Source organism: Betaproteobacteria bacterium (genome assembly GCA_016720065.1).
Taxonomy (GTDB): Bacteria; Pseudomonadota; Gammaproteobacteria; order Burkholderiales; family Rhodocyclaceae; genus SSSZ01.
In genome coordinates, this window is the sequence record JADJXY010000001.1 from 125,505 (window position 1) to 149,343 (window position 23,839).

Annotated in this window: 21 protein-coding genes; 14 read left to right on the forward strand and 7 right to left on the reverse strand. The window is 66.4% G+C overall.

The window, feature by feature from the left end; all coding sequences use genetic code 11:
- Positions 1 to 38 precede the first annotated feature (38 nt).
- The 3 genes from IPM73_00650 to IPM73_00660 are packed head-to-tail and all read right to left on the reverse strand — an operon-like array spanning position 39 to position 6,149.
- Positions 39 to 1,574 carry a SpoIIE family protein phosphatase gene (locus IPM73_00650; GenBank protein ID MBK8916605.1) on the reverse strand — a complete coding sequence of 512 codons (1,536 nt, stop codon included), beginning with the start codon at positions 1,572 to 1,574 and terminating at the stop codon, positions 39 to 41.
- Positions 1,575 to 1,604: 30 nt separating this feature from the next.
- Entirely contained in the window at positions 1,605 to 4,307 is a 2,703-nt protein-coding gene (locus tag IPM73_00655) for a CHASE domain-containing protein (protein ID MBK8916606.1), read from the reverse strand.
- A gap of 30 nt (positions 4,308 to 4,337) precedes the next feature.
- A complete protein-coding gene (locus IPM73_00660; GenBank protein MBK8916607.1) occupies positions 4,338 to 6,149 on the reverse strand; it encodes an ABC transporter ATP-binding protein/permease in 1,812 nt (603 codons plus the stop codon).
- Positions 6,150 to 6,240: 91 nt separating this feature from the next.
- Here IPM73_00660 and IPM73_00665 point away from each other — a divergent pair, with 91 nt between their 5' ends.
- The 4 genes from IPM73_00665 to IPM73_00680 are packed head-to-tail and all read left to right on the forward strand — an operon-like array spanning position 6,241 to position 9,229.
- Entirely contained in the window at positions 6,241 to 6,639 is a 399-nt protein-coding gene (locus IPM73_00665; GenBank protein MBK8916608.1) for an acyl-CoA thioesterase, read from the forward strand.
- Positions 6,632 to 7,924, forward strand: coding sequence for an outer membrane protein transport protein (locus IPM73_00670; GenBank protein ID MBK8916609.1), 1,293 nt, complete (start codon positions 6,632 to 6,634; stop codon positions 7,922 to 7,924). Before IPM73_00665 ends, IPM73_00670 begins: the two co-directional genes overlap by 8 nt.
- 24 nt (positions 7,925 to 7,948) lie before the next feature.
- Positions 7,949 to 8,482 carry a DUF2802 domain-containing protein gene (locus IPM73_00675; GenBank protein ID MBK8916610.1) on the forward strand — a complete coding sequence of 178 codons (534 nt, stop codon included), beginning with the start codon at positions 7,949 to 7,951 and terminating at the stop codon, positions 8,480 to 8,482.
- Between the two features lie 15 nt (positions 8,483 to 8,497).
- Positions 8,498 to 9,229 (forward strand): SPOR domain-containing protein, encoded by a 732-nt coding sequence (locus tag IPM73_00680; protein ID MBK8916611.1) that lies wholly within the window; start codon positions 8,498 to 8,500, stop codon positions 9,227 to 9,229.
- 63 nt (positions 9,230 to 9,292) lie between these two features.
- On the opposite strand, the gene IPM73_00685 is transcribed toward IPM73_00680, so the two are convergent.
- Entirely contained in the window at positions 9,293 to 9,631 is a 339-nt protein-coding gene (locus tag IPM73_00685) for a tetratricopeptide repeat protein (protein MBK8916612.1), read from the reverse strand.
- Positions 9,632 to 9,670: 39 nt separating this feature from the next.
- On the opposite strand from IPM73_00685, the gene IPM73_00690 reads away from it, so the two are divergent.
- The 6 genes from IPM73_00690 to IPM73_00715 all read left to right on the forward strand — a co-directional run bounded on the left by IPM73_00690 (position 9,671) and on the right by IPM73_00715 (position 16,115).
- Positions 9,671 to 10,054 (forward strand): RidA family protein, encoded by a 384-nt coding sequence (locus IPM73_00690; GenBank protein ID MBK8916613.1) that lies wholly within the window; start codon positions 9,671 to 9,673, stop codon positions 10,052 to 10,054.
- Positions 10,051 to 12,162, forward strand: coding sequence for an ATP-dependent DNA helicase RecG (gene recG / locus IPM73_00695; GenBank protein MBK8916614.1), 2,112 nt, complete (start codon positions 10,051 to 10,053; stop codon positions 12,160 to 12,162). Before IPM73_00690 ends, recG begins: the two co-directional genes overlap by 4 nt.
- Positions 12,163 to 12,237: 75 nt before the next feature.
- Complete coding sequence (locus IPM73_00700) at positions 12,238 to 12,636, forward strand: FKBP-type peptidyl-prolyl cis-trans isomerase (GenBank protein ID MBK8916615.1); 399 nt, start codon at positions 12,238 to 12,240, stop codon at positions 12,634 to 12,636.
- Entirely contained in the window at positions 12,633 to 12,956 is a 324-nt protein-coding gene (locus IPM73_00705; protein ID MBK8916616.1) for a thioredoxin family protein, read from the forward strand. Before IPM73_00700 ends, IPM73_00705 begins: the two co-directional genes overlap by 4 nt.
- Positions 12,953 to 13,642 (forward strand): hypothetical protein, encoded by a 690-nt coding sequence (locus tag IPM73_00710; protein MBK8916617.1) that lies wholly within the window; start codon positions 12,953 to 12,955, stop codon positions 13,640 to 13,642. Before IPM73_00705 ends, IPM73_00710 begins: the two co-directional genes overlap by 4 nt.
- A 463-nt stretch (positions 13,643 to 14,105) precedes the next feature.
- Positions 14,106 to 16,115, forward strand: a complete 2,010-nt coding sequence (locus tag IPM73_00715; GenBank protein ID MBK8916618.1) for a hypothetical protein — start codon at positions 14,106 to 14,108, stop codon at positions 16,113 to 16,115.
- 31 nt (positions 16,116 to 16,146) lie between these two features.
- Here IPM73_00715 and chrA read toward each other — a convergent pair whose 3' ends face one another.
- Positions 16,147 to 17,469, reverse strand: a complete 1,323-nt coding sequence (gene chrA, locus IPM73_00720) for a chromate efflux transporter (GenBank protein ID MBK8916619.1) — start codon at positions 17,467 to 17,469, stop codon at positions 16,147 to 16,149.
- A gap of 164 nt (positions 17,470 to 17,633) precedes the next feature.
- On the opposite strand from chrA, the gene IPM73_00725 reads away from it, so the two are divergent.
- Both IPM73_00725 and IPM73_00730 read left to right on the forward strand, forming a co-directional pair.
- Positions 17,634 to 17,930 carry a hypothetical protein gene (locus tag IPM73_00725; protein MBK8916620.1) on the forward strand — a complete coding sequence of 99 codons (297 nt, stop codon included), beginning with the start codon at positions 17,634 to 17,636 and terminating at the stop codon, positions 17,928 to 17,930.
- A gap of 359 nt (positions 17,931 to 18,289) precedes the next feature.
- A complete protein-coding gene (locus IPM73_00730; GenBank protein MBK8916621.1) occupies positions 18,290 to 19,267 on the forward strand; it encodes an IS5 family transposase in 978 nt (325 codons plus the stop codon).
- A 253-nt stretch (positions 19,268 to 19,520) separates the two neighbouring features.
- Here the strand turns inward: IPM73_00730 and IPM73_00735 are convergent, their stop codons facing one another.
- A complete protein-coding gene (locus IPM73_00735) occupies positions 19,521 to 20,531 on the reverse strand; it encodes a nucleotidyl transferase AbiEii/AbiGii toxin family protein (GenBank protein MBK8916622.1) in 1,011 nt (336 codons plus the stop codon).
- Positions 20,524 to 21,123, reverse strand: coding sequence for a hypothetical protein (locus tag IPM73_00740; GenBank protein ID MBK8916623.1), 600 nt, complete (start codon positions 21,121 to 21,123; stop codon positions 20,524 to 20,526). Before IPM73_00740 ends, IPM73_00735 begins: the two co-directional genes overlap by 8 nt.
- A gap of 169 nt (positions 21,124 to 21,292) precedes the next feature.
- Here IPM73_00740 and IPM73_00745 point away from each other — a divergent pair, with 169 nt between their 5' ends.
- Both IPM73_00745 and aas read left to right on the forward strand, forming a co-directional pair.
- Complete coding sequence (locus IPM73_00745; GenBank protein MBK8916624.1) at positions 21,293 to 21,604, forward strand: winged helix-turn-helix transcriptional regulator; 312 nt, start codon at positions 21,293 to 21,295, stop codon at positions 21,602 to 21,604.
- A 92-nt stretch (positions 21,605 to 21,696) separates the two neighbouring features.
- Positions 21,697 to 23,838, forward strand: a complete 2,142-nt coding sequence (gene aas, locus IPM73_00750) for a bifunctional acyl-ACP--phospholipid O-acyltransferase/long-chain-fatty-acid--ACP ligase (GenBank protein MBK8916625.1) — start codon at positions 21,697 to 21,699, stop codon at positions 23,836 to 23,838.
- Position 23,839 lies beyond the last annotated feature (1 nt).

Here is a 23,839-nt window from a genome sequence, read left to right on the forward strand (position 1 = left end):
CTTTTTTGCGCCCGCGGCAAACGCGTCGGTGGGGTCTGTCACGGGCAGGCAATGACCATCAGGGAAACGTCGTCAGCGGCCATCTCCTCGCCCAGGTGCCGCCGCAACGCCGTCTGGACCGCGTCGAAGCGCTGACCCGGTGTGGTGTGGGCCAGGCTGCCCAGGATGCCTTCCGGCCCGAACTGGCGGCCTTCGCGGTCGGTGGCCTCGATGAGTCCATCCGAATAGAGGAAGAGCTGACTCTCCTTTTCCCAGGTAAACGAGGTCGCCTCGGCGTCAATCTGGTCAATGATGCCCAGGGGCACCTGGGTGGACGGGAACTCCGCCTCCTTGCGCCCCCAGCGATCGATGAGCAGTGCCGCAGGCGTCCCCCCCACCCAGATTTCGCCCCGCTTGCTGGTCGGGTCCAGGGCCACGACCGTGGCGGCGACGAAACGGCCGATGGGCATCGACTCGCGCAACTGCTGGTTGAGTTCCCGGATCAGTTCATGCACCGGCAGGTTCTGGGCGCTCATGCGGTAAAAGACCGTCAGTACCGGCAGCACGCTGATGGCTGCCGCCAGACCATGTCCGGTGGCATCCGCCAGGAGGGCATAAAAGCGCCCCTGAGGTGAGCGGGCCGCCGCCACCACGTCGCCGCTGAAATGCTCGGCCGGAATCACCTTGTATTGCAGGCTGGGATCCTGGAGCCCGCGCCGGTGCATCTGCTTTTCCACCAGACGCATGGCGAGTTGCTGCTCGCTCTCGGTCTGGTCGTAGTAGGCCTGGAGCTGGCGGGCATTCTCGTGCAGCTTGGCGTCGGCGGCCTTGCGCTCGGAAATGTCGCGCACGACGCCGATGAAAAGGCGGGTGTTGTCGAGTTGAATTTCGGACACGCCGAGTTCGGCAGGGAACAGGGCGCCGTCCCGGCGCTTGCCGATCACTTCCCGCTCGCTGCCCATGATGCGTGGGGGCTCGCCACCCACGTAGCGGCCGACGTAGCCATCGTGCTCGGAATGGTAAGGTTCCGGCATGAGCACCTTGACGTTCTGGCCGATCAGATCGGCGGCCGGCCAGCCAAAAAGCTTTTCCGTGGCCGAATTGCAGGCCAGGATCGTGGCCTTCGTGTCGATGGTGATGATCGCCTCGAGCACGTTGTCGGAAATGGCCTGGAGGCGCTTCAAGGCCTCGATCGACTGGGCCTGGAGCGTCAGCGACTTCTGCATCGAGCGCAGCTTCGCTTCCAGGACGATGAAATTGATCGGCTTCGTCAGGTAGTCGTCGCCCCCGGCATTGAGCCCTTCCAGCAGGTTCTCGTCCCGATTCAGCGCCGACAGGAAAATGACCGGAACCCAGAGTTCCTTGACCAGGGCCCGGATGCGCCGGGCAGCCTCGAAGCCGTCCATCACCGGCATCATGATGTCGAGCAGGACCATGTCGGGGCGCTCCGCCTCGAAGGCCTGTACCGCCTCCTCGCCGTTCTCGGCCAACAGTACCTGATGGCCCAGCTTTTTTAGGAAGACCTGCAGGACGTGCAGGTTCGTCTTGTTGTCGTCGACCGCGAGGATGCGCAGGGGTTTGAGGGTATCGGTCATCGGAAACTGGCTTGGGGCCGACAGGCGGGATCAGATCACCGGTTCGCCGGCACCCTCGGTGGGTGGCGCGACCGGGAGCGTGATGGTGAATGTGGCGCCGCCCTCCGGGTTGTTCTTTGCCGCAATCGTACCATGGTGGGCCTGGATGATCTCGCGCGAGATGGCCAGTCCCAGGCCCGTGCCGCCGGCCCCGGTCTTGGTGGTGCTGCTCTGGACGAACTTCTCGAAGATCTGATCCAGCTCGCTCGCCGGAATGCCAACGCCCCGGTCGCAGAACTCGACCATCAGGGTGGGGGTGCCGAAGCAATCCAGGGTCTCGCCGATGCGCACCCCGATCTCGCCCCCGGGCGGCGAGAACTTGATGGCATTGGCGAGCAGGTTGTGGACCACGCGGGCGATCTGGACCGCGTCGCCGATCAGGGAACAGTCCCGCGCCTCAAGGCTGAAACTGACCGTCAGGGCGTGGGGCGTGAGGAGGGACTCCAGGTCGCGGATGGCGTCGCCGACCACTCCGGCGAGGTCGAAGCGGGCCTTGTGCATGGGCATGCGTCCCGCTTCCAGCCTGGAAAGATCGAGCAGGTCGTTGATGAGGACGACCAGCCGTTCGGCGCTTTGCCGGATGCGCTCGAAGTACGGAATCGCCTTTTCGGGGGCCGCGTGGGCCCGCTCCATCCCCAGGCGGCTGAAGCTCATGATGGCGTGCATGGGGGTGCGCAGCTCGTGGGACATATTCGCCAGGAATTCCGACTTGGCCCGATCGGCCCTGGTCGCCGCGGTGAGGGCGCGGGAAAGGTCGGCGGTGCGCGCCATCACCAGTTCCTGCAGATTGTCCCGGTGCCGGCGCAGTTCCGCCTCGATGCGCTTGCGATCCGTAATGTCGGTATAGATGGTGACGAAGCCGCCCCCGCTAAGGGGGGTGCCACGCACCTCGATGACCCGGCCGTCGGGGCGCGTGCGCTCGAACTGGTGGGCTTGGGGATTGGCCGCCTTGGCCATCAGTGCATCGGCCAGGGCCTCCGGGTCGCCAGGGCCATACTCGCCACGGCGGGCGTTGAACAGCGCCACCTCACGAAAGGTGGGCGTGCGAGGAGCAAAAAGCTCGGGCGGAAAATCGAGCACCTCCAGCAGACGCTGGTTGGCAGCGATGAAATTGAGCTCGGGGTCGATGAGGGAGATGCCGCAGGGCACGTTGGCCAGGATGGTCTGCACCATGTCGTGCTGGCGCGCGAGCTTCTCTTCGGCGGCGTGTTTGTCGCTCACGTCGATGGCGATGCCTAGGTAACCCGTGACGCTGCCGTCGGCCCCGCGCAGGGCCGTGACGGTCAGATCGACCCGCAGCAGCGCGCCGTCCACCCGCCGGTAGGTCCATTCCCGCCGTTCGAAGCCCTCCCGGTCCGGTAGCGCGGTGAAGACCTGGAAGCCCTCGACCGGGCGCTGCAACAGTCGGGACAACTCTGCGGAGCGTGCCGCGATCTCGTCCTCCCGATGGAAGGCCGCCGGCGTTGCCTTGCCTAGCATGTCGCTCGCTTCCCGCCCCAGCAATTTCTCCGCCCCGCGGTTGAACAGGGTGATCGTTCCGCTCACGTCGGTGGCGATGATGCTGACCTCGGTGGCACAGTCCAGAATCGCCTGCTTGAACTGGTCCCGGGCGCGGATGGCGGCCTCGGCCTGGCGTAAATCCGCCGTCGCCTGAGCGGCGTAGGCCATGGCCATGTGCTTTTGGGTCAGGAGCAGAAAAACCCCGAGGGACAGGAGCAGCGAGATGGTGAGCCCCCCGACGATGATCAGGGCCGGATCGGCAAGACTCGCTGCCGCGGGGCCGCCGCCGTAGGCAAATTCGAGCCGCCAGGTCCGGCCGCCGAAATCCACTTCGTGCTGGGTGTGCAGGGGAGCGGAATCCCAATCGAGTGCCGGCCGAGTGCTGTGAAAGGGGACCTCGCCGGACTCCTGATCCTGGTCGAAGACGCGCAGGGCCAGGGTATCGACCATCGTCTTCTGCGTTGTATCCAGAAATTCGCTCATGCGGTAAGCCGCATAGGCGACGCCGGCGAAGGCAGCGCGGCGCTCCTGCACGTTGCCGATGGGCGCCCCGGCGCGATACACGGCGCGCAGCATGAGGAAGGCCGACTGTTCCTCATCGTGTACCAGCACGACCTTGCGGGAAACGACGATGTCATCAACGTCGATGGCCCGCTCCAGCGCTTCGCGCCGTGCGGGCTCGGAATACAGGTCGAAGCCCCGGGCGCGCAGTGCCACATCCTGGCCCGCGGCGAGCAGGTCCACGACGACCAGCATGGGCGAGTCCCCCGCGGGATAGACCGTGAAATCGCCGCCGCCGTCCCGCTGCCGGACCCTGGCCTCCAGGGCACCCACTTCGCTGCGCTCTATGCGGGGGGCGAAACCGTAGGCGATCATCCCCGGCAGATGACGGTACGCATCGGTCCGCACGGTGTACAGCCGCCATTCCTCGGCACTGATGGCCTCGCTGCTGGCGAAAAAGGCGGCCAGGTCCCGGATGAACTGGCCGTGGAACTGCAGCCGCTCCCGCAGTTCGTAGGTCGCCTGGGCTGCCTCGCGCTGGAAGTCCTGATTGCGGCTTTCTTCCAGGGCCAGGCGGCGATGCTTGCCATAGCTGCAGGCGAGAGCGGCCAGGAGCAGGAAAAGCACGACCGGCGCCACCCAGCGCAGGTGCGCCGAGGGGCGGGGCAGGGAGGGGGGAGTCGGGAATTTCATGGTGGGAGGTTGCCGACGCCGGCCATGGTATCAGGGCTTCTGTGCCCCGGACTCTTCCTGCTGCTGCAAGGCCCACATGCGGGCGTAAGTGCCGCCCGCCTGGAGCAGGGAGCCGTGGCTGCCGCGCTCGGCGATGCGCCCCTCGTCCATGACCAGGATGAGATCGGCGTTCATGACCGTGGACAGGCGATGGGCGATGACCAGCACCGTGCGTCCGCGGGCGGCAAATTCCAGTTGCGCCTGGATGGCCTTCTCGGTGCCCGAATCGAGGGCCGAGGTCGCCTCGTCGAAAATGAGCAGGGGCGGATTCTTGAGCAGGGTGCGGGCAATGGCCACCCGCTGCTTCTCTCCCCCGGAAAGCTTCAGGCCCCGCTCGCCCACGCGGGTGTCGTACTTTTGCGGCAGGGACTCGATGAAATCATGCAACTGGGCCGCCCGGGCCGCCGCCAGGACCTCGTCCCGGGAAGCCTCCGGCCGACCGTACTGGATGTTGTAGAAAATGCTGTCGTTGAACAGCACCGTGTCCTGGGGAACGATGCCGATGGCGCTGCGCAGGCTGGCCTGCCTCAGGCCGCGCAGATCGTGACCGTTGATGCGGATGGCGCCGCCGCTCACGTCGTAAAAGCGGAAGAGCAGCCGGGCCAGAGTCGATTTCCCGGCGCCGGAAGGCCCCACCACCGCCACCGTATGTCCCGGAGCGATGGTGAAATCGACGCCGCCCAGGATCAGGCGCTCGGGCTCGTAGGCAAAGCGTACCGCCTCGAAATCGACCCGCAGGGGGCCTGCGGGCAACTCGCGGGCGTCGGGCGCGTCGGCCACTTCGCGGTGCTCGGCCAGGAGGCCGAACATGCGCTCGATGTCGGTCAGGGCCTGGCGAATCTCCCGATACACCATGCCCAGGAAGTTCAGCGGCGTATAGAGCTGGATGAGAAAGGCGTTGACCAGGACCAGATCGCCCAAGGTCATGCTGCCGTCCACCACGCCGGACGCCGCCCGCCACATCATCGCCGTGACCCCCAGGGCGATGATGCCCTGCTGCCCCAGATTGAGGAAGGAAAGGGTCGTCTGGCTGCGGGTTGCCGCGTCCTCCCACTGGAGCATCTGGGTATCGTAGCGGCGCGCTTCGAAAGCCTCGTTGTTGAAGTATTTGACCGTCTCATAGTTGATGAGGCTGTCGATGGCCCGGGTGTTGGCGGCCGAATCCGACTCATTCACCGCCCGCCGGATATCGATGCGCCAATTGCTCACCTTCACCGTGAACACGATGTAGGCGGTGAGGGAAAGGGCGGTGATGACGACGTAGCCCACGTCGTACTGCACGAAGAGAATGCCCAGCACCAGCGCGATCTCCACCAGGGTGGGCAGGATCGAGTACAGGCTGTAGGAAATCAGGCTGCCGATGGAGCGGGTTCCCCGCTCGATGTCCCGCGAAACCCCGCCGGTCTGTCGATCCAGATGAAAACGCAGGGCCAGGGAATGCAGGTGCCGGAAAACCTCCAGGGCCACGTGGCGCACCGCCTGCTGTGTCACCCGGGCAAAGAGCATCTCGCGCAACTCGGTGAACAGGGCCGTGGAAAAGCGCAGGGCACCGTAGAGCAGCAGGAGCAGCGCCGGCAGCGCCAGGGCCTGCTGGGGGCCGGAAAGGCCGTCGATCATGGCCTTGAACACCAGGGGCACGGATACGTTGGCCACCTTGGCCCCCACCAGGCAGGACAGGGCCAGCACCACCCGCAGGCGGTAGCGCCACAGGTAGGGCAGCAGGGTGGCCAGGGTGGTGCGGATATGCAGGGTCGGAACCGGCGATCCGGCGGGGGGGCGGGGCAGGGCGGAGGAGCGGCGCATGGGCGATTTCTGGAGGGGGAAGCGGGAGTATAGGAAAACTGCGCCGCTTCCGGGAAAATCAGCCGCTTTCCTCCTGTCGAGCGCCCCTCCCATGGACCACATCGCCCAACTCCCCGCCAGCGAACCCACCCTGCGGGTCATGCCCATGCCCGCCGATCTCAACCAATACGGCGACGTCTTCGGCGGCTGGGTCATGGCCCAGGTGGACGTGGCCGGCGCCATTCCCGCCCTGCGCCGGGCGCGGGGCCGGGTGGCGACGGTGTCGGTCAATTGCTTCCAGTTCAAGCAGCCGGTATCGGTGGGCGACGTGGTGAGCTTTTACGCCCGCGTCGTGCGGGTGGGAAAAACCTCGATCACGGTGGATGTCGAGGTTTATGCCGAGCGCAACTACGCCGAACCCATCGTCGTCCGTGTGACACAGGCGCAACTGACCTACGTCGCCATCGATTCCCAGGGGGAAAAACGGGACGTTCCCCCGGAAAATGCGTAAAATCCGGCCATTACTCAAGATTTATGGATATTCGGGGAGAATTCCGTTGAACGCCCTTCGCCTGCGCCTTCTTCCGGCCTGCCTTCTGGCCGCCTTTTCGGGAACCGCCGCCGCCGCCGGCTTCCAACTCTGGGAACAGAACGCCAGCGGCATCGGCACCGCCTACGCCGGTTCTGCCGCCATCGCCGACAACGCCAGCACCATTTTCTTCAATCCGGCGGGAATGACGCAGTTGAGCGGCGTTCGTGTTTCTCTTGGTGTTTCCGCTGTCGGGCCGAGTTTCGAATTCAATGATCGCGGCTCTTCGGGGACCGGGCTCGTGGCAGGTTTGTCGGGCGGCGACGGTGGCGACGCGGGTGGTTGGGCTGCTGTGCCGAATGCCTACCTGTCCTGGCAACTGAGTCCTCAGTGGTTCGTGGGTCTCGGGATTTCCGCTCCCTTTGGCCTGGCGACTGAATACGACGACGGCTGGATTGGGCGCTATCACTCGCTCAAAGCGGATATCCGCACGGTGAATTTCAATCCCTCCGTGGCCTACAAGGTGAATGACAAGCTTTCCCTCGGCTTTGGCGTCAATTACCAGCTTATCGACGCCAAGATGACCAGTCTCACCCACGTTGGCATTCCGGTGAGTTCGGAATTGAAGGGGGATGACAGCGCCTGGGGTTGGAACGCAGGAGCCTTGTTTACCCTTTCGCCCTCGATGCGCGTGGGGGTCTCTTACCGTTCCGCGATGCGCTATACGGTAGACGGAGAGCAAACCGTTGCCACGACCGTCTTCCCGGCCAAGACCAAGGTTGAATTGCCCGATACCTTCATTCTCTCTGTCTGGCAGCAGGTTTCCGACCGCTGGGAAGCCATGGGGGATCTCTCCTATACGGACTGGAGCGATTTCGACAAGGCGGACATCGTGACGAAGAGTAATGGCACCCTTTTGGGTAGCGAACCCTTCAACTACCGCGACGCCTGGCGCATCGCCTGGGGCGCGGCATACAAGGCCAACGAGGCCTGGAAAATCAAGTTCGGTATCGCCTTCGACCACACGCCGACCAGCGATTCCCACCGTACCGCCCGTGTCCCCGACAACGATCGTCTGTGGCTGACGCTGGGGGCCCAGTGGAAGCCGAGCAAGGAGTCGGCGGTCGATATTGGTTATGCGTATCTGTATCTGCGCGATCCGTCGATCAACCAAACCAAGGTGCTACCCACCGGAACCGCCACCCTACGCGGTCGCTATGACGATTCCGGGCATGTCCTGGGAATCCAGTATTCGCACGGGTTCTGACCGGCGGGTGGCCGGGGGCGCGGCTTGATTCCTGAACTGGGGGACGGGGCCTTCGGCTGGCGTGAGGGCGTCGTCGTTCTCATCGTCCTGGTGGGGGCCTATATGGGATTTCTCCTGCTGCGCATGGGGCGCCTGCGGCGCAAGGCCGATACCCTGGAGCCCGATGTCCCCACCCCTGGAGCGGCGGGTGTGGATATCCCGCCGGTCCCAGGCAGCGATGCGGGCGAGCAGGAAACTTCCCTGCCCCTCGCGCCGTCGGCCTGGGAAGAGGCGCCGCAGCAACTGGCCCGTTCCCCGGACGCCGAGGGACTGGAAGCCGAAGTGCTGCTGCTGCGGGACGAGGTCGATGCCCTGCGCAGCGAACTCGCTGCCCTGCGCCGCGAATTGCAGGCGGAAATCGCCCAGCGGCGTGCGCCCCAGGCCGTTTCTCCCCTCTACAACGACGCCATGCAAATGGCCACCGCCGGCCACAATGCGGCGACCATTGCCGAGCGCTGCGGTATTTCCCGGGCCGAGGCCGACCTGGTCGTCGCTCTGGTCAATGGCCAGCGGTCCTGATCCACGGAGCACTCCATGAGCGAAGACACTCCCGAAAGCGGCGAACTGCGCGGCAAGCTGTTGAAGCGCCTGGTGGTGGCGGGGGGATTGGTTGCTGTCCTGCTGGCGGTGCTTGCCTTCTTCGACCATCTGGCAAGCGCCCCGGAAGAGCCGGAAACCCCGGTGTACAGCCAGCCGGTCCCCGTACCGCCCAAGAAGGAAATGACCCAGCCGGTCAAGGGCGGCGAGCCGACCTCCGAGCCCAAGGCCGCTCCCGCGGAGCCGTCGCCAGCTCCTGGGGCACCGGCCAAGCCCGAGGTGGCCGCCCAGCCGGAATTGCCCCAGCCCACCGCCGTGCCTGCGGCCCCAGCGCCCAAGTCCGCGCCGGTGGCGCAGGCTCCGGCCGCGGCGCCCCAGTCGGCGGTTGCGGTGGCGCCTCCAGCGGCCGTGCCGGAAGGCACCGGCGCGCCGACTCGGGCTGATGCTCCCAGCCGCCCCGCGTTTCCCGCACCCGCGGCCTCCCCGGCGCCCATGGCCGTCGCACCGCGCGCGGCCCAGGGCTATGTGCTCCAGGCCGGCGTTTTCAGCAGTCCCCAGCGGGCCGAGGAACTGCACGCCAAGCTGACCCTGGCCGGTATCCCCTCCACCCTGGAAGCCCGGGTCCAGGTGGGGCCCTTCAAGTCCCGGCAGGAAGCCGATGCGGCGCGGGAAAAGCTGCGCGCCCTGGGCATCGATCCGGTCCTTATTCCGCCCGCCGGAAAGCACTGATCGGGAAAACCCCGGCGGCCGGATTCAGCCCCCGCGTCTTGCGGGGGGATGAGGAAACGGCGCTTATCCGACCCCCGCGTCCCTCGCCTTACGGAGCCGCTTGGCGAAAACTTCCATCTCCTTGGCGGCCTGGACGTCGCCGCGGTCGGTCGCTACCTGGACGCCCATCTCGTAGGCGGCCAGGGCGGCGCTGTCTTCCCCGGCGGCCGTCAGGGCCTTGCCCAGGAGCTTCCAGGCGGCCGAATAGTGGGGATCGCGGGCCACGGCCTCGCGCAGGCGGGCGGCGGCTTTCTGGGGGTCGCCGGCCTTGAGGTATTCGTTGCCGAGGGAGTAGCGCAGCAGGGGGCCGTCCCGGGGACCGTCGAGAAGCTTTTCCAGGCTGGCGAGGGTGGGCGTCGTCATTTAACATCTCCGTCTTGCATTGTTTCCTGAGACCCTACCATGAGCAAAACGATCATTTCCACGCCCCACGCCCCCGCCGCCATCGGCACCTATTCCCAGGCGGTACGGGTGGGCGACACGGTTTATCTCTCCGGCCAGATCGGCCTGGACCCGGCCAGCGGCCACCTGGTGGAAGGCATCGATGCCCAGGTGCTGCGGGTTTTCGAGAATCTCAAGGCGGTCGCCGAGGCGGCCGGCGGCAGCCTGGCCGATGTGGTCAAGCTCAACGTCTTCCTCACCGATCTGGCCCATTTCGCCAAGGTCAACGAGGCCATGGCCCGCTACTTTTCCCAGCCCTTCCCGGCCCGGGCGGCGGTGGGGGTCAAGGAACTGCCGCGGGGTGCCCTGGTGGAAGCCGACGCGGTGATGTTCCTCGGCGCATGACGCCAGCGGGGGCCGGCGCTCCCCCGACGGCGGAAGTCGCAGGCCCCGGGCCGTCCCAGGACGGTGCCCCGGGCAGCGCGGGGATTGCTGCCCCGATCCCGGCTTCGCCAGCCCTGCAGAAGAAACTCGCCCGCCTGGGTCTCCATACCCGGGACGATCTTCTCGTGCACCTGCCCCTGCGCTACGAGGATGAAACCCGCATCACACCGGTGGCCGAAGCCCCCGAGGGGGCTCCGGTGCAGGTCGAGGTCACGGTGCAGTCGCTCGAGGCCCAGTTCCGTCCGCGCCGCCAATGGGTGGTGCGCGCCTCGGACGCCAGCGGCGAGTTGTGGCTGCGCTTTTTCAGCCTCTATCCGGCCCAACGGGCGGTCCTGGTCGAAGGGGCGCGCATCCGGGCCTTCGGCGAAGTGAGGGGCGGCTTCTTCGGCGCCGAGATGATCCATCCCCGCTTTCACGCCATTGCCGGCGAGGCGCCTCTGCCCGCGGGTCTGACCCCCGTCTATCCCTGCACGGCCGGCGTTTCCCCTGCGGCCCTGCGTCGCCTCATCACCCAGGCCCTGCAAGACGACGATCTGGCCGACAGCCTGGACCCCGCCACCCGCCAGCGCCTCCGGCTGGCCGAGTTCGCCCGCAGCCTGCGCTTTCTCCATGCGCCCCCGCCGGGAACGGCGCTGGAAGCCCTGCACGCCCGCAACCATCCCGCCTGGCGGCGCATCAAGTTCGACGAAGTGCTCGCCCAGCAGCTTTCCCTGCGCCTGGCCTACCGCAGCCGCCGTCAACTCGGCGCCCCGGTGCTGGCGGCTTGCGGCGATCTGGCCGGACGGCTCCTGGGGGCACTGCCCTTTGCCCTGACCGGTGCCCAGCGCCGGGCGGCGGACGAAATCGCCGCCGATCTGGCCCGGCCCCACCCCATGCAGCGCCTGCTGCAAGGCGACGTGGGCAGCGGCAAGACCATCGTCGCCGCCCTGGCCGCCTGCCGGGCGGTGGAGGCTGGTTGGCAGGCGGCCTTCATGGCGCCCACCGAAATCCTCGCCGAGCAGCACTACAAGAAACTTTCCGCCTGGCTCGAACCCCTGGGGATTTCCCTCGCCTGGCTTTGCGGCAGCCTCAAGGGAAAACAGAAGCGGGCGCAGCAGGCCAAGGCGGCGACCGACGCCCAGGTGGTGGTCGGCACCCATGCCCTGATTCAGGACGCGGTCGATTTTTCCCGCCTGGGGCTGGCCATCGTCGATGAGCAGCACCGCTTTGGCGTCGCCCAGCGCCTGGCCCTGCGCAGGAAGGGGGGCAATCCGCACCAGCTCATGATGTCGGCCACCCCCATCCCGCGCACCCTGGCCATGAGCTACTACGCCGACCTCGACGTCACCGTCCTCGACGAACTGCCCCCCGGCCGCAGCCCGGTGAAGACCCGCCTGGTCGCCGACGCCCGCCGCGACGACGTCATCGCCTTCCTGGCCCGCCACGGTGCCGCAGGCCGCCAGGCCTACTGGGTCTGCCCCCTGATCGAGGAATCCGAGGCCCTCCAGTTGCAGACCGCCCTGGAAACCCACGCCCGCCTCAGCGAAGAACTGCCGGACCTCAAAGTCGGCCTGGTGCACGGCCGCCTCAAGCCCGACGAGAAGCAGGCCGCCATGGCCGCCTTCGCGACTGGCGGGATCGACGTCCTGGTGGCCACCACGGTGATCGAAGTGGGGGTGGATGTGCCCAACGCGAGCCTCATGGTCATCGAGCACGCCGAACGTTTCGGACTCTCCCAGTTGCACCAGTTGCGCGGCCGGGTGGGGCGCGGCGCGGTCGAATCGACCTGCGTCCTGCTCTACGCCCAGCCCCTCTCCCAGACTGCCCGCCAGCGGTTGCGGGTGATTTTCGAGAACACCGACGGCTTCGAAATCGCCCGCCAGGATCTCCAGTTGCGCGGCCCCGGGGAGTTCGTCGGCAGCCGTCAGAGCGGGGTTCCGCTGCTGCGCTACGCCGACCTGGAAATGGACGCGGACCTCGTCGAAGCCGCCCGCGAAGTCGCCGAAACCCTCCTCGACTCGGACCCGCAAGCCGCCCGGCTGCACCTGCGCCGCTGGCTGGGTTCCCGCCAGGAATTGCTCAAGTCGTAAGCCCGCCGCAGGCCTACCCTTGCGCCCGCCAGTGCTTCCCGGTAGCTTCCCGCCCTTTGCCGGAGACTTTCTTCCATGACCCCGCGTTCCCTCGTCCTTCTCGCCGCCCTGGGTGCCGCCCCCCTCGCTCACGCCGCCCCCGAGACCATGCCCTCCGGCCTGGTCTACGAGTCCCTCAAGGACGGCACCGGCCAGCAGCCCACCCCGGAAGCCAACGTCCAGGTGCATTACCGCGGCACCCTGGCCAACGGCACCGAATTCGACAGCTCCTACAAGCGCGGCCAGCCCGCCACCTTCCCCCTCAACCGGGTCATCCCCTGCTGGACCGAGGGTGTCGCCAAGATGCGCGAAGGCGGCAAGGCCCGCCTCACCTGCCCGCCGGCCATCGCCTACGGCTCCCGCGGCGCCGGCGGCGTCATTCCCCCCGACGCCACCCTGAGCTTCGAAGTCGAGTTGCTCAAGGTCATCCGCTGAGCGTGGAAGCCGATTACGCCCATGCCGACCTCACCCGGGCCGAGGTGGATGGGCGCAGCGGGCCGCTGATCCTGGAATTCGGCGCCAACTGGTGCGGCATCTGCCGCGCCGCCCGCCCCGCCATCGTCGCGGCCCTGGAGGCGGCTGCGGTCCCCCACTGGCGGATCGAGGACGGTCCCGGCCGCCGCCTGGGCCGTTCCTTCGCGGTGAAGCTCTGGCCCACCCTGATCTTCCTGCGGGACGGCCGGGAAATCGAGCGCATCGTGCGGCCCGCCGGCCCCGAAGCCCTCGTTGCGGCGCTGGGCCGCCTGCAGGGGTGAGCATCCTCCCCGGTGCCGCGGTGCTGGAGGATGCCGGACTGGGCTTGCAGGCGGTCATCGCCGTGGCCGACCTGCCGCCTGTGCTGGCGGCGGCAATGGAAGGCTACCGCCAGCTCATCCTCTTCGGCCACGCCGGCCGTCGTTTCTGGCAGGCCCTGGAAGCCGGCGGCCTCTCCGGGTGGGACCCCATCGACAGCGCCAGCCGTGCCATCGTCTGCGCCTGGGCAGCGGAGCACCTGGCAGGGGTGCGCCAGCGCCTCGTCTATCCCGAAACTCCGGGAAATTCCGCTTTTCCCCTCAATCTCGGCGCCCTCGGCGACGGGCTCGGTTGGCAGCGGCCCTCGCCCCTGGGACTCGGCATTCACCCCCACTGGGGAACCTGGTTCGCCTATCGCGCCGCCCTGCTGGCCGATTCGGATCTGCCCGTCACCCAAGCCACGCCTCCGCAGCGCCCCTGCGACACCTGCGTCGGCCAGCCCTGCCTGGCCGCGTGCCCCGCGGGGGCGACGGCGCAGACCGGCTTTCGCGTGGAGGTCTGCGTGGCGCACCGGTTGCGGCCCGCCTCGCCTTGCGCAAGCGACTGCCCGGCCCGCCGCGCTTGTCCGGTGGGGCGTGAGCACGCCTACACCGAGGCGCAGATGCGCCATGCCTACAGGGTCTCGCTGGAGATGGCGAAAATCCGGTAGACCGCTTGGCGCAGGGGGCGCAGCGACACGGGTAGTGCGTCAGATAGGTTCAGCACGGTTCGGCACGCCCCCCGCTCGTCGCTCATCCCCGCCAGGGCTTCGGCCATGGCTGCGGTTCGCTTCGCGGGATAGGGGCGTCGATGCGGGCCTCGGCAGCGACGCATACCGATCTGACGGGCTTCTCGGGCGTCTTGCCTTGCATGGGAGGGGTGGAAGCAAGCTTGCCCGGGATCCCTCCGCAGGCTCCGCCAGGCCGGCTTCCCCGGGTGAGTCACAGTCATATGGAATTGGTGTATCGTTGTCCCCGGCTCCGGCAGGCCTGCATTCCCGGCCGTGCTTGTGCGCCCGGCGCCACCCCTCCGACTGTCGATCCCCGCTATTCAGTCGGGGTTGTTCAGCCCGCCGCGTCTCCTGCCAACCAGGTGGGCTCACCCTGCCCGCCGCTGTCCCGAGGACCAAGACCATGCCGATCGGAACCGTGTTCATTCCTGAAAAACTGCCCGACCTGCGCCCCTGCGCGCGCAACCGCTGGGGTGCCGGAGTCGATGTCGCCCAATCCATGGCGCAGTCCCGCGTCATGGCGCTGTGCGGCGATGGCGGCGACGGTTGCTATGTGGCCGTGCTCGAGTTTCCGCAGGCTTCGGCGGCCAGTCTGAAGCTGGTCCATGTGAGCGGCAGCGGCCAGGTGCAGGCTTCGGGAGTCGTGCAGACGCCGGTCCTGGCCTTCATCATTCAGGCGGCCCTGGTGCCGGCGCCGGGGGGCGGGTGCATCGTGGTGTTCGCCACACCTGCCCATGGCGCACCGCTATTGGCCCAGCGCTTCGATGCCCAGTGCCAGTCCCAGTGGCCGCAGGCCCTGCGGGTGCTGCCCAGCGCCGGAGGCTTCACGGGGCTGGATGCCATCGGCGACGGTGCCGGGGGGGCGATCGTCGCCGTCAATTCGGCCAATGTGACGAACGGCAGCGGGCGCAATGTGCTGGCCCAACGCATCAGCGCCGCCGGTGCCCTGCAATGGCCGGCCGGTGGCGTGGCCCTGTCCGGACCCCCGGCGGCGGGCGGGAAGGCCCAGCTTGCCCTGGCGTTGGCTGGCAATCGCGTCGGGGCGGTGTGGCTGGATCCGAACCCGACCGGGCCGAGTCCGATTACCGGCGCCTGGCTCGATCTCTCCGGCAACGTGACCGCCGGGCCGTTCCCCATCGGCCTGGGGTTCGATTTTCGCCATGACGCGGCCCCCCGCCGCGTGGTGGCCGACCCGGACGGCGCGATGTACGTGGCCTTCAGCCCCGATCCCATCAGCGCGCCCCTGGTGGTGCAGCGCTTCGAGGCGGATGCCGACGTTCCCGCCTGGACGCGCAGCACGGTCGCGCTGTCCCACCCCCAGGCCTACAGCCTTGCCGCCGACGGATCCGGCGGTTTTCTTCTGGCCACGGTCGAGACGAATGGCACGGTGAGTGTCGACAAGGTGGATGCGAGCAACATCTCCCACTGGCGCTTCACTTCGGCCCGCCACATTGCCACCGTGGCGGTGGGGGCGCTGGCCAATCAACTGCACTTCAACCACGCCCGGCTGGTGACGGTCACGGCGCGCGACAAGGGCGGCGCCCTGGTCAGCTTCGAGGATCACGGCGGCGAAGTGCCCAAGCTGATGTCCTGGTGCTGCGACGAGAAGGGTGCTGCCGCGACGCGCGACGCCATCGTGGCGGTGAGCCAGGGGGCGGGCCGCCAGTCCGATGCGCTGGCCGTCGTATCGGCCGGCGACACCAGTATCGTCGCCTGGCAGGAGAGCAGCGGCGTTTCCGCGACCCTGATCGGCGCGCAGAAGCTGGGCTGCTGTCCGCCCAACGTTCCTCCGGGGCGTTTGCTGGAACCGCCGCCGCCCCTGCCCTGTGGCATTCCAGTGGGTTTTCCCTGGGTGCCGGGGGGCGGGCGTTTCGGCTTCCCGCTGGGCGGGCTGCGGCTGCTGCTCACCTGTGGCGGCCGGGGCTGGCGCGGCGGACTGCTGCCCTTGCCGGCCCTCTATGGTCAGCCCGGCATCAGGCTGCCGGGGAGTTTCGGGGTGCAGGGCGTTCCCGCGCCGTCCTGGACGCGCCTGACTTTTACCGGCCTGCCGTCGGGGACCACGCTCGAACTGTTCACCCACAAAGGCGACAAAGTGGCGACGGCCAAAGCGGTCGATGGCGGAGGGGCGACGGTGCATACCCTCGAATTCGCACCCTCGGCCAAGCGCAGCTATGTGCTCGTCTTCGTCGTGAAGGGCAAGGGTCTCGAAGGGATAGACGTCCCGGTCGGGCTGCACGTCGAAGCGGGTGTCGGCAAGCCACCGGTGGTCGATGCGCCGTTCCACGAGGGGGCACCGGACATCCCCAAGGGCAAGAAGAAAAAATCCGCCGCGGCAGGGAAAAAAACCTCCGCTCCGTCGCCCAAGGCTGCGGGCGCCGCGCCGGGGGCGGGCAAACGCAAACGCCAATCCTGATCGTCCCGGGAGGGGAGCCGGGCGGTTCCCCTCAAGCCAGCATCGCCATCCCCAGCCCCGCCAGCGCGCAGCCCGCGATCACCGGCACCACGCCGATCCTGTAGCGGAACAGCGCCACCGCGGCTGCGGTGGCGATGAGGGCCGCGATGGGGTCGAAGGGGCCGTCGAGGCCCTTGGGCCACAGGACATGGTAGGCAAAGAAGAGGGCGAGATTGACGATGACGCCCACCACGGCGGCAGTGATGGCGGTGAGGGGGGCGGTGAATTTCAGGTCGTTGTGAGTGGTTTCCACGAAGGGGCCGCCGGCCAGAATAAAGACGAAAGATGGCAGGAAGGTGAACCAGGTCACCACCGTGGCCGCCGTCGCGCCAGCCAGAAAGAGATTGTCCGGGCCAAAGAGCGCCTGCCCGTAGGCCCCGACGAAGCCGACGAAGGCCACCACCATGATGAGCGGGCCGGGCGTCGTTTCGCCCAGGGCCAGGCCGTCGATCATCTGGGCCGGGGTGAGCCAGCCGAAGTGGTTCACGGCGCCCTGGTAGACGTAGGGCAGCACCGCATAGGCGCCGCCGAAGGTGAGCAGGGCCGCCTTGGTGAAGAACCAGCCCATCTGCGTCAGGGTGTGCTCCCAGCCCCAAGCCAGGGTCAGGGCGGCGAGGGGGAGGACAGCCAGCAGAACGCCGATGACGGCCACCCGGATGAGCCGTGGCCAGGTAAAGCGGGCGTGGTCCGGGATGGGCGTGGCGTCGTCGATGAGGGCGGGGCCAAAGGACTTTTCCGCCTTGCCATGGCCGCCGGAGCGAAATTTTTCCGGGAGAAGGCGTCCGCCCAGGAAACCCAGGGTCGCCGCCCCGGCGACGATGGCGGGGAAGGGCACGGCCAGGGCAAAGATGGCGACGAAGGCCGCCGCCGCAATGCCGATCAGGAGGCCGTTCTTCAGGGCGCGGGAGCCGATGCGCCAGGCTGCCTGGACGACGATGGCGGTCACCGCCGGCTTGATGCCGTAGAACAGCCCGGCTACCAGGGGCACCTGGCCGTAAGCCGCATAGACCCAGGACAGGGCGATGAGGATGAAGAGCGAAGGCAGAACGAACAGGGCGCCCGCTGCGATGCCTCCCGCCGTGCGGTGCAGCAGCCAGCCGGTGTAGGTGGCGAGTTGCTGCGCTTCCGGGCCGGGCAGGACCATGCAGTAATTGAGGGCATGCAGGAAGCGGCCCTCGGAAATCCAGCGCCGCTGTTCCACCAGTTCCCGGTGCATCAGCGCAATCTGCCCGGCGGGCCCACCGAAGCTGAGAAAACCGAGCTTGAGCCAAAAGGCGAGGGCCTGGCGGAAGGAAACGGGGGCGGGCGGGAGCATGGGGGGCGGGAAAAGGGAGGTGCGGCAGGGCGTAGTGTAGCCGCGGGACGCTCGCGTGGGTGCCTCGGCTCTGGCCAACGGGGCCGCTGCCCGGCGGACTTGAGCGGCAGCCGGGTCGTCAGGAAACTCCCTGGCATCTTCCGTCCGTCATTCCCCGCCACCCCGTGCTGCGAGAAATCAGGAACACCCGCCAGATCGAAGGCGAGCCCCCGCGCAAGTGGTACTTCGCCCGGCAACTCGACCTGGTGGTCTGGTTCGACCCCGAGGGGAAGCCGGCCGCGTTTCAACTGGCCTACGACAAACATCGCGACGAGCAATCGGTGGCCTGGAGCGCGGAACGGGGATATCGCCATTACAGGGTCGAGACCGGACCCCGGGCGGGGACGCCACTTCTCGCCCCAGGCGGGCGTTTTCCGAGGGACCGGGTGCTGGCGGTCTGCTTCGCAATTGACGAAACATGAAAGCTTGCCTTTGCGCTCCTGGCGTTGTTGCTCATCCTCGCGATAGCTTCGGCTATCGCTGCGGTTCGCGCCTAGCCAGAAACGCAAATCCGGCGCTTTCATCGTGTTCCGCCAATGGCGAAGCAGACCACCAGCGGCGTTTCGCGCCCAGGCGGAGGCGATGCCGGTCGAGGTCGTCCAGTTCGTCCTCGATCGTCTGCGCGACTACGACGGACCCTTGCTCGAGGGGGCCGAAAACGAAGCCCTGCGCATGCAGCGCGTCCTGGAGCGCTTGGGAAACTCTGCATAAGTAACCATCATGCAGCGCAATTTGAGAAAATGACGGCATTGTCATTGAGTTGATGAGACAGATGAAACCGATGAAGCAACTGAGCCTGGCCGAGACGGGTTTTTTGCCGAAAGCCGGCAAGCAAACCCGCAAGGCAGTGTTCCTGGCGGAGATGGAAACGGTGGTGCCGTGGTCGCGTCTTGAGTCGCTGATCGAGCCGTTCTACCCGAAAAAGGGAAACGGCCGCCCGCCGATGCCGCTGGGCACGATGCTGCGGATTCACTTCATGCAACAGTGGTTTGGTTACTCGGACCCGGCGATGGAAGAAGCCTTGCACGACGTGCCGCTGCTGCGCCAGTTTGCCGGACTGGATGCCTTCGAGGATGTGATGCCAGACGAAAGCACCATCTTGCGCTTCCGCCATCTGCTGGAGAAGCATGACCTGGCGGTGGCGATCTTTGCCGAGGTCAACGCGGTGTTGTCGGAGAAAGGGCTGTCGATGAAGCGCGGCACGGTAGTCGATGCAACGCTGATTGCAGCACCGAGTTCGACGAAGAACGAAGACAAGAAGCGTGATCCAGAAATGACGCAGACCAAGAAGGGCAATCAGTGGCACTTCGGGATGAAAGCCCATATTGGCGTCGATGCCGACAGCGGCTTGATTCATACCGTGGAATGCACGACGGCCAAGGTTGCGGACATTGCGATGATGGAGAAGTGCCTGCACGGGGAAGAAGCCATTGCGCTCGGTGATCGCGGCTATCACAAGAAGAACCGGACGATTGACGAGTTCCAGAAGGAAGGCAATCTGTCTGTTCTGACACCGACCAAGAAGCCGGCTGGCGGAGCGCTGACTGAGGAGCAGAAGGCGTTCAACCGGATGCTCTCGGCGGTGCGGGCAATTGTTGAACATCCGTTCCGGGTAGTGAAGCGCCAGTTTGGCTTTGTGAAAGTTCGCTACCGTGGTCTGGCGAAGAATACGGGGCAGATCGTGACGCTGTTTGCGCTGGCAAATTTGTGGATGGCTCGCAAGCGATTGTTGCCCTTGGTGGGCGAGGTGCGCCCGTGAAACGGGAAATGCAGGGAAAACTCCCTGGATTTCACGGTCAACGGTCGAAAATCGCCTGTTTTTCATCTTTTTTATGACAGCCTGCGCGGAAATAGCCGGTTATTCAGAGAATCCCTTGGGGTTCAACGATCCGGAGGAGGCCGGGGAGCATTCCAGGCGCAGGGGCGCCCGACGCGGAGGCATGATGAGCCTCACCGGTCCGCCGCCTTGAAAAGCATGTCGATTGAGACCAGTAAGTTCGCTCGATGCCACTTCATGCGGCGTTCGCCTTCTCCTGAATGGTCTCGCATTCGCGAAGGAGGGCATCGAAGGTCTCGACCTCGTCGAGGAATAGGCCGTCGTCGGCCATGCGCTGATAGTCGGCTGCCAGCTTGCTCAAGGCTTCGCCATCGGGCACGAGCCGAAGGCCACCTGAAACGGCGCTGTGGTAGTCGATCAAGGAGCCGTCCGGATGTTTCTCCGAGAAGAAGACGGCTTTTTGGTCGGCCACTGCCTTCGCCAGTGCCCTGTCCGCGATGGCCGCATCGGCGAAACCGGCGCGAGCCAGGCGGGCGAGATCATGCCAATGGCGCGCGAACCGGTCGCCGCCGCGAAAATCACCTTGTGCGCAGAAGACGTGGATCGCCGTGGCTTTTTCCCAGAAAGTCCGCTCGGCGCGCATCACTTGAGGCGTCGCCTCGGGAAATTTCACGCCCTGCAGGTATGGGGCAGCGTCGCACCGAACGGGGCGAAAATGGCAAGGCTCCCCGGTGGAGCGTGCGCCGAATTCGAGCATGACCGTCGATGCGACATAGCCCGTTCCTGGGGTGAGGGGGGTGTAGTCGATGAACACCTTGTCGGCGTCGGCCCGCACCATGGCGGGAAGACGCTGCTGACCGAGGTCGTGCTGGAGCTGTGGGACGACTGCTGTCGCCACCCACGTCGCGAGTCGGGCACGGATCTCCTTGCTCCACTTCTTCTCCTGGCTCTTGCTGACCGGAAGCGGTGTGCCCGCATCGCCGATCAGATCGGCAGCGATGGCGCGGATGTCGTAGGTCATGTCCACATCCTCGGAGAAGCGCCGAATGACGCCGAAGGCCTTGGACAGGGAAGTGCCACCCTTGAAGACGAGGTGCCCCGCATAGGGCGTGGCAAAGAGGTGCCGTAGGGACCAGACCACCCAAACGTCCTTTTCCAACAGGTGGGGAGGGCGCCCGGAAGCATTGGCCGCCTGAACGAGGACTTCCAGACGCTCATCGGCAGAGAGTTGGAAGAAATCAGCCATGGGGCACGACTTGCGCACTGATTTCCTGTGCCATCCACATCGGGAGGCGTGCACGTGCCGCGGCCACCTCGTTGATCTCGGCCGGCGGCAATCGGGTGCGCAGTGTTCGCAACGCCGCTCCGGCTTTTTCCGGGCCCAGCCATGCCAGCGCCCGGACCACATCGCCGGCAGCACGGCCCGGAAAGATCAACTGCCACACTGCCGCATGCCGCAACTCCACGGTTTGCGCCCCTAACTTCAGGCGACGGCTGGGGCCGGAGGTCAGGTAGATGGCCCGCATCGGGACCTGGGCGGTGAGGCCCAGTGCATGGGCGGCCGCCGCACCGTGCGAGACGATGGTTTCCCCGCGATGGCTCGCCAGCCCTTCGAGCATCCTGGCGGTCGACGGTGCTCGGGTGCCGAAGCGGCTTTCCACCGGCAGGACATAAATGCCGCGGCCCGCGCGCAGCAGAGCGCCACGCTGCACAAGGCGGCACAACGCTTGATCTACAGCAGCGCGGCTTCCCAGATGCAAGAGTTCTTTGGCGACCAAAGGCGTGCCTTCGGGCAAACCGGCGGCGTGTTCCATGACTTGTTGGGCAAGGGTGTGCAAGGCAATGGCTCCAGAATGTCAGAAATATAGCAATATTTCCGACAGCGCTCAAACTCACGGGCGCAGCATGATTTGTGCCGCGTCCAAAATAGGATGGGGTGTCGTCCTGGCCACCATCAGGCAAAAAGAACACTTGACACGACGTATCGACATAACTACGATCATCGACATGAAGTCCGACTACAGCCGCGCCCTCCCCGAAGAATGGAAGCCTCTCTCCAAGGTGTTCACCGCCCTAGGCGACGAGCATCGGCAGCGCATCCTGCTGCTCTTCGAGAAGGGTGAGCGGCTCAACGTCGGGCAGATCGCCGAAGTGTCGACCCTGACCCGCTCCACGGTTTCACACCACTTGAAGATTTTGCGCGAGGCCGAGGTGCTGGCTTCGGAGAAGATCGGCAAGGAAGTCTGGTTCTGGATCAACCGGCCTTACCTGGAGAGTGTTCTGGGGAATGTGTTGGGGTATGTCCAGGGCAACGCTTGATATTTTTTTGCACAATATATCGAATTGCTTATGTATATCGTTACTTATGTGGAATGCTTCGTTTATAGTGCCAACGGGAGGGAGTTGACCGTATGCGTTCGCTGATCAAACCGCTGTTGCGCGGCCTGTGCCGCATTTTGTTCCGGGTCCGGGTGGAGGGGCTGACCCGGGAGTTCGCCGCCAAGCGCCTTTTGGTGGTGGCCAATCACGAATCCTTCCTCGACGGCCTGCTGCTCGGCCTTTTTCTGCCCATCGACCCGGTTTTCGTGGTGCACACCGGGGTGGCCAACGACTGGTTCTTCCGCCTGCTGCTTTCGCAAGTCGATTACCTGGCGGTGGACCCCACCAGCCCCATGGCCATGAAGAAGGTCATCCGCCTGCTGGAAACCGGCCGGCCGGTAGTCATCTTCCCCGAGGGGCGCATCACCACGACGGGGAGCCTGATGAAGGTCTATGAAGGCCCCGCCTTCGTCGCCGCGAAGACTGGGGCGACGGTCTTGCCGGTGCGGCTGGACGGGCCATCGCGCAGCTATTTCTCGCGGCTCTCCGGCAAGCATCCTCGCGTCCTGTTTCCCAAGGTGCGGGTGAGCGTCCTGCCGGCCACGACCATCCCCATGCCCGAAGCGCCCACCGCCAAGCTGCGGCGCAGGAAGGCCGGCGAGGCCATGCGGCGCCTGATGCAGGAGATGATCTTCGCCTCCCGCCCGCAGCAGACGCTGTTCAGCGCCCTGTGCGACGCCGCCGACGTTTTCGGCAAGAAGCGCCGGGTGCTGGAGGACATGAAGCAGATCGAGTATTCCTACAACGACCTGCTCAAGATGGCGCTCATGCTCACCCGCCTGGTGGAGCGCCAGACTGGCGAGAACGAGCGGGTCGGCCTGCTGCTGCCCAACCTGGCGCCGACCCTGGGGCTGCTCATCGGACTCACCGCCCGGCATCGGGTGCCGGCCATGCTCAACTACACCGCCGGCGTGGATGCCATGCAGGCGGCGTGCACGGCGGCGGAAGTGCGCACCATCGTCACCTCCCGGGCCTTCGTCGAGCAGGCCAAGCTCTCCGACAAACTGGCGGCCCTCGCCGACATCCAGTGCCTCTACCTGGAAGACCTGCGCGAGGCCATCGGCCTGCGCGACAAGCTCTGGTTGATGCTGTGGGCCATCCACCGGCCCCGGGCCTTTGAACTGCCGACCTCGCCTGAGGAGGCTGCCGTGGTGCTGTTCACCTCCGGCTCCGAAGGAAAGCCCAAGGGCGTGGTGCTGCCCCACCGGGCCATCCTGGCCAACATCGCCCAGGTGCGGGCGGTGATCGACTTCTCGGTGGACGACAAGGTCTTGAACGCCCTGCCGGTCTTCCACTCCTTCGGCCTCACCGCCGGGGCGCTGCTGCCGGTGCTCACCGGCGCCAGCCTCTTCCTCTACCCGACCCCGTTGCACTACCGCATCATCCCCGAACTGGCTTACGACCGCAGTTGCACGGTGCTCTTCGGCACCTCCACCTTCCTCGCCAACTACGCCCGCTTCGCCCATCCCTACGACTTCTACCGCCTGCGCTACGTGGTGGCGGGCGCCGAAAAGTTGTCGGATGCCGTGCGCAATACCTGGTTCGAGAAATTCGGCATCCGCATCTTCGAAGGCTACGGCGCCACCGAGACCGCCCCGGTGCTGGCGGTGAATACGCCCATGGCCTTCCGCAGCGGCACCGTCGGCAATCTCCTGCCGGGCATCGAGGCCAAGCTGCTGCCGGTGCCAGGCATCGAGCGCGGCGGCATCCTCCACGTGCGCGGCCCCAACGTCATGGCCGGCTACCTCAAGGCCGACCGCCCCGGCGTGCTGCAACCGCCGGCTTCCGATGCGGGGGAGGGCTGGTACGAGACCGGCGACGTGGTGGACATCGACGATGAAGGCTTCGTGAAAATCGTCGGTCGGGTGAAGCGCTTCGCCAAGATCGCTGGCGAAATGGTCAGCCTGGAAGTGGTGGAAAAGCTGGCGGTGGCGACCTCCCCGTCCCAGACCCACGCGGCCTCCAGCCAGCCCGACGCCGCCAAGGGCGAGGCCCTGGTGCTGTTCACCACCGACGGCGGGCTCTCCCGCGAGCTGCTGGCCGCCAAGGCCCGCGATCTGGGCATTCCGGAACTGGCCGTGCCGAGGAAGATCCACAAGGTCGATTCCCTGCCCCTGCTGGGTACCGGCAAGGTGGACTACGTGACCCTGAAGCGCCTGGCCGAGAGCGTCTGAC

Coding starts and splice junctions, on each gene's coding strand:
- aas (MBK8916625.1), top strand. CDS start 21,697: ATGCGTTCGCTGATCAAACCGCTGTTGCGCGGCCTGTGCCGCATTTTG.
- IPM73_00670 (MBK8916609.1), top strand. CDS start 6,632: ATGCGTAAAATCCGGCCATTACTCAAGATTTATGGATATTCGGGGAGA.
- IPM73_00680 (MBK8916611.1), top strand. CDS start 8,498: ATGAGCGAAGACACTCCCGAAAGCGGCGAACTGCGCGGCAAGCTGTTG.
- IPM73_00730 (MBK8916621.1), top strand. CDS start 18,290: ATGAAGCAACTGAGCCTGGCCGAGACGGGTTTTTTGCCGAAAGCCGGC.
- IPM73_00685 (MBK8916612.1), bottom strand. CDS start 9,631: ATGACGACGCCCACCCTCGCCAGCCTGGAAAAGCTTCTCGACGGTCCC.
- chrA (MBK8916619.1), bottom strand. CDS start 17,469: ATGCTCCCGCCCGCCCCCGTTTCCTTCCGCCAGGCCCTCGCCTTTTGG.
- IPM73_00735 (MBK8916622.1), bottom strand. CDS start 20,531: ATGGCTGATTTCTTCCAACTCTCTGCCGATGAGCGTCTGGAAGTCCTC.
- IPM73_00660 (MBK8916607.1), bottom strand. CDS start 6,149: ATGCGCCGCTCCTCCGCCCTGCCCCGCCCCCCCGCCGGATCGCCGGTT.
- IPM73_00655 (MBK8916606.1), bottom strand. CDS start 4,307: ATGAAATTCCCGACTCCCCCCTCCCTGCCCCGCCCCTCGGCGCACCTG.
- IPM73_00700 (MBK8916615.1), top strand. CDS start 12,238: ATGACCCCGCGTTCCCTCGTCCTTCTCGCCGCCCTGGGTGCCGCCCCC.
- IPM73_00650 (MBK8916605.1), bottom strand. CDS start 1,574: ATGACCGATACCCTCAAACCCCTGCGCATCCTCGCGGTCGACGACAAC.
- IPM73_00745 (MBK8916624.1), top strand. CDS start 21,293: ATGAAGTCCGACTACAGCCGCGCCCTCCCCGAAGAATGGAAGCCTCTC.
- IPM73_00665 (MBK8916608.1), top strand. CDS start 6,241: ATGGACCACATCGCCCAACTCCCCGCCAGCGAACCCACCCTGCGGGTC.
- recG (MBK8916614.1), top strand. CDS start 10,051: ATGACGCCAGCGGGGGCCGGCGCTCCCCCGACGGCGGAAGTCGCAGGC.
- IPM73_00715 (MBK8916618.1), top strand. CDS start 14,106: ATGCCGATCGGAACCGTGTTCATTCCTGAAAAACTGCCCGACCTGCGC.
- IPM73_00690 (MBK8916613.1), top strand. CDS start 9,671: ATGAGCAAAACGATCATTTCCACGCCCCACGCCCCCGCCGCCATCGGC.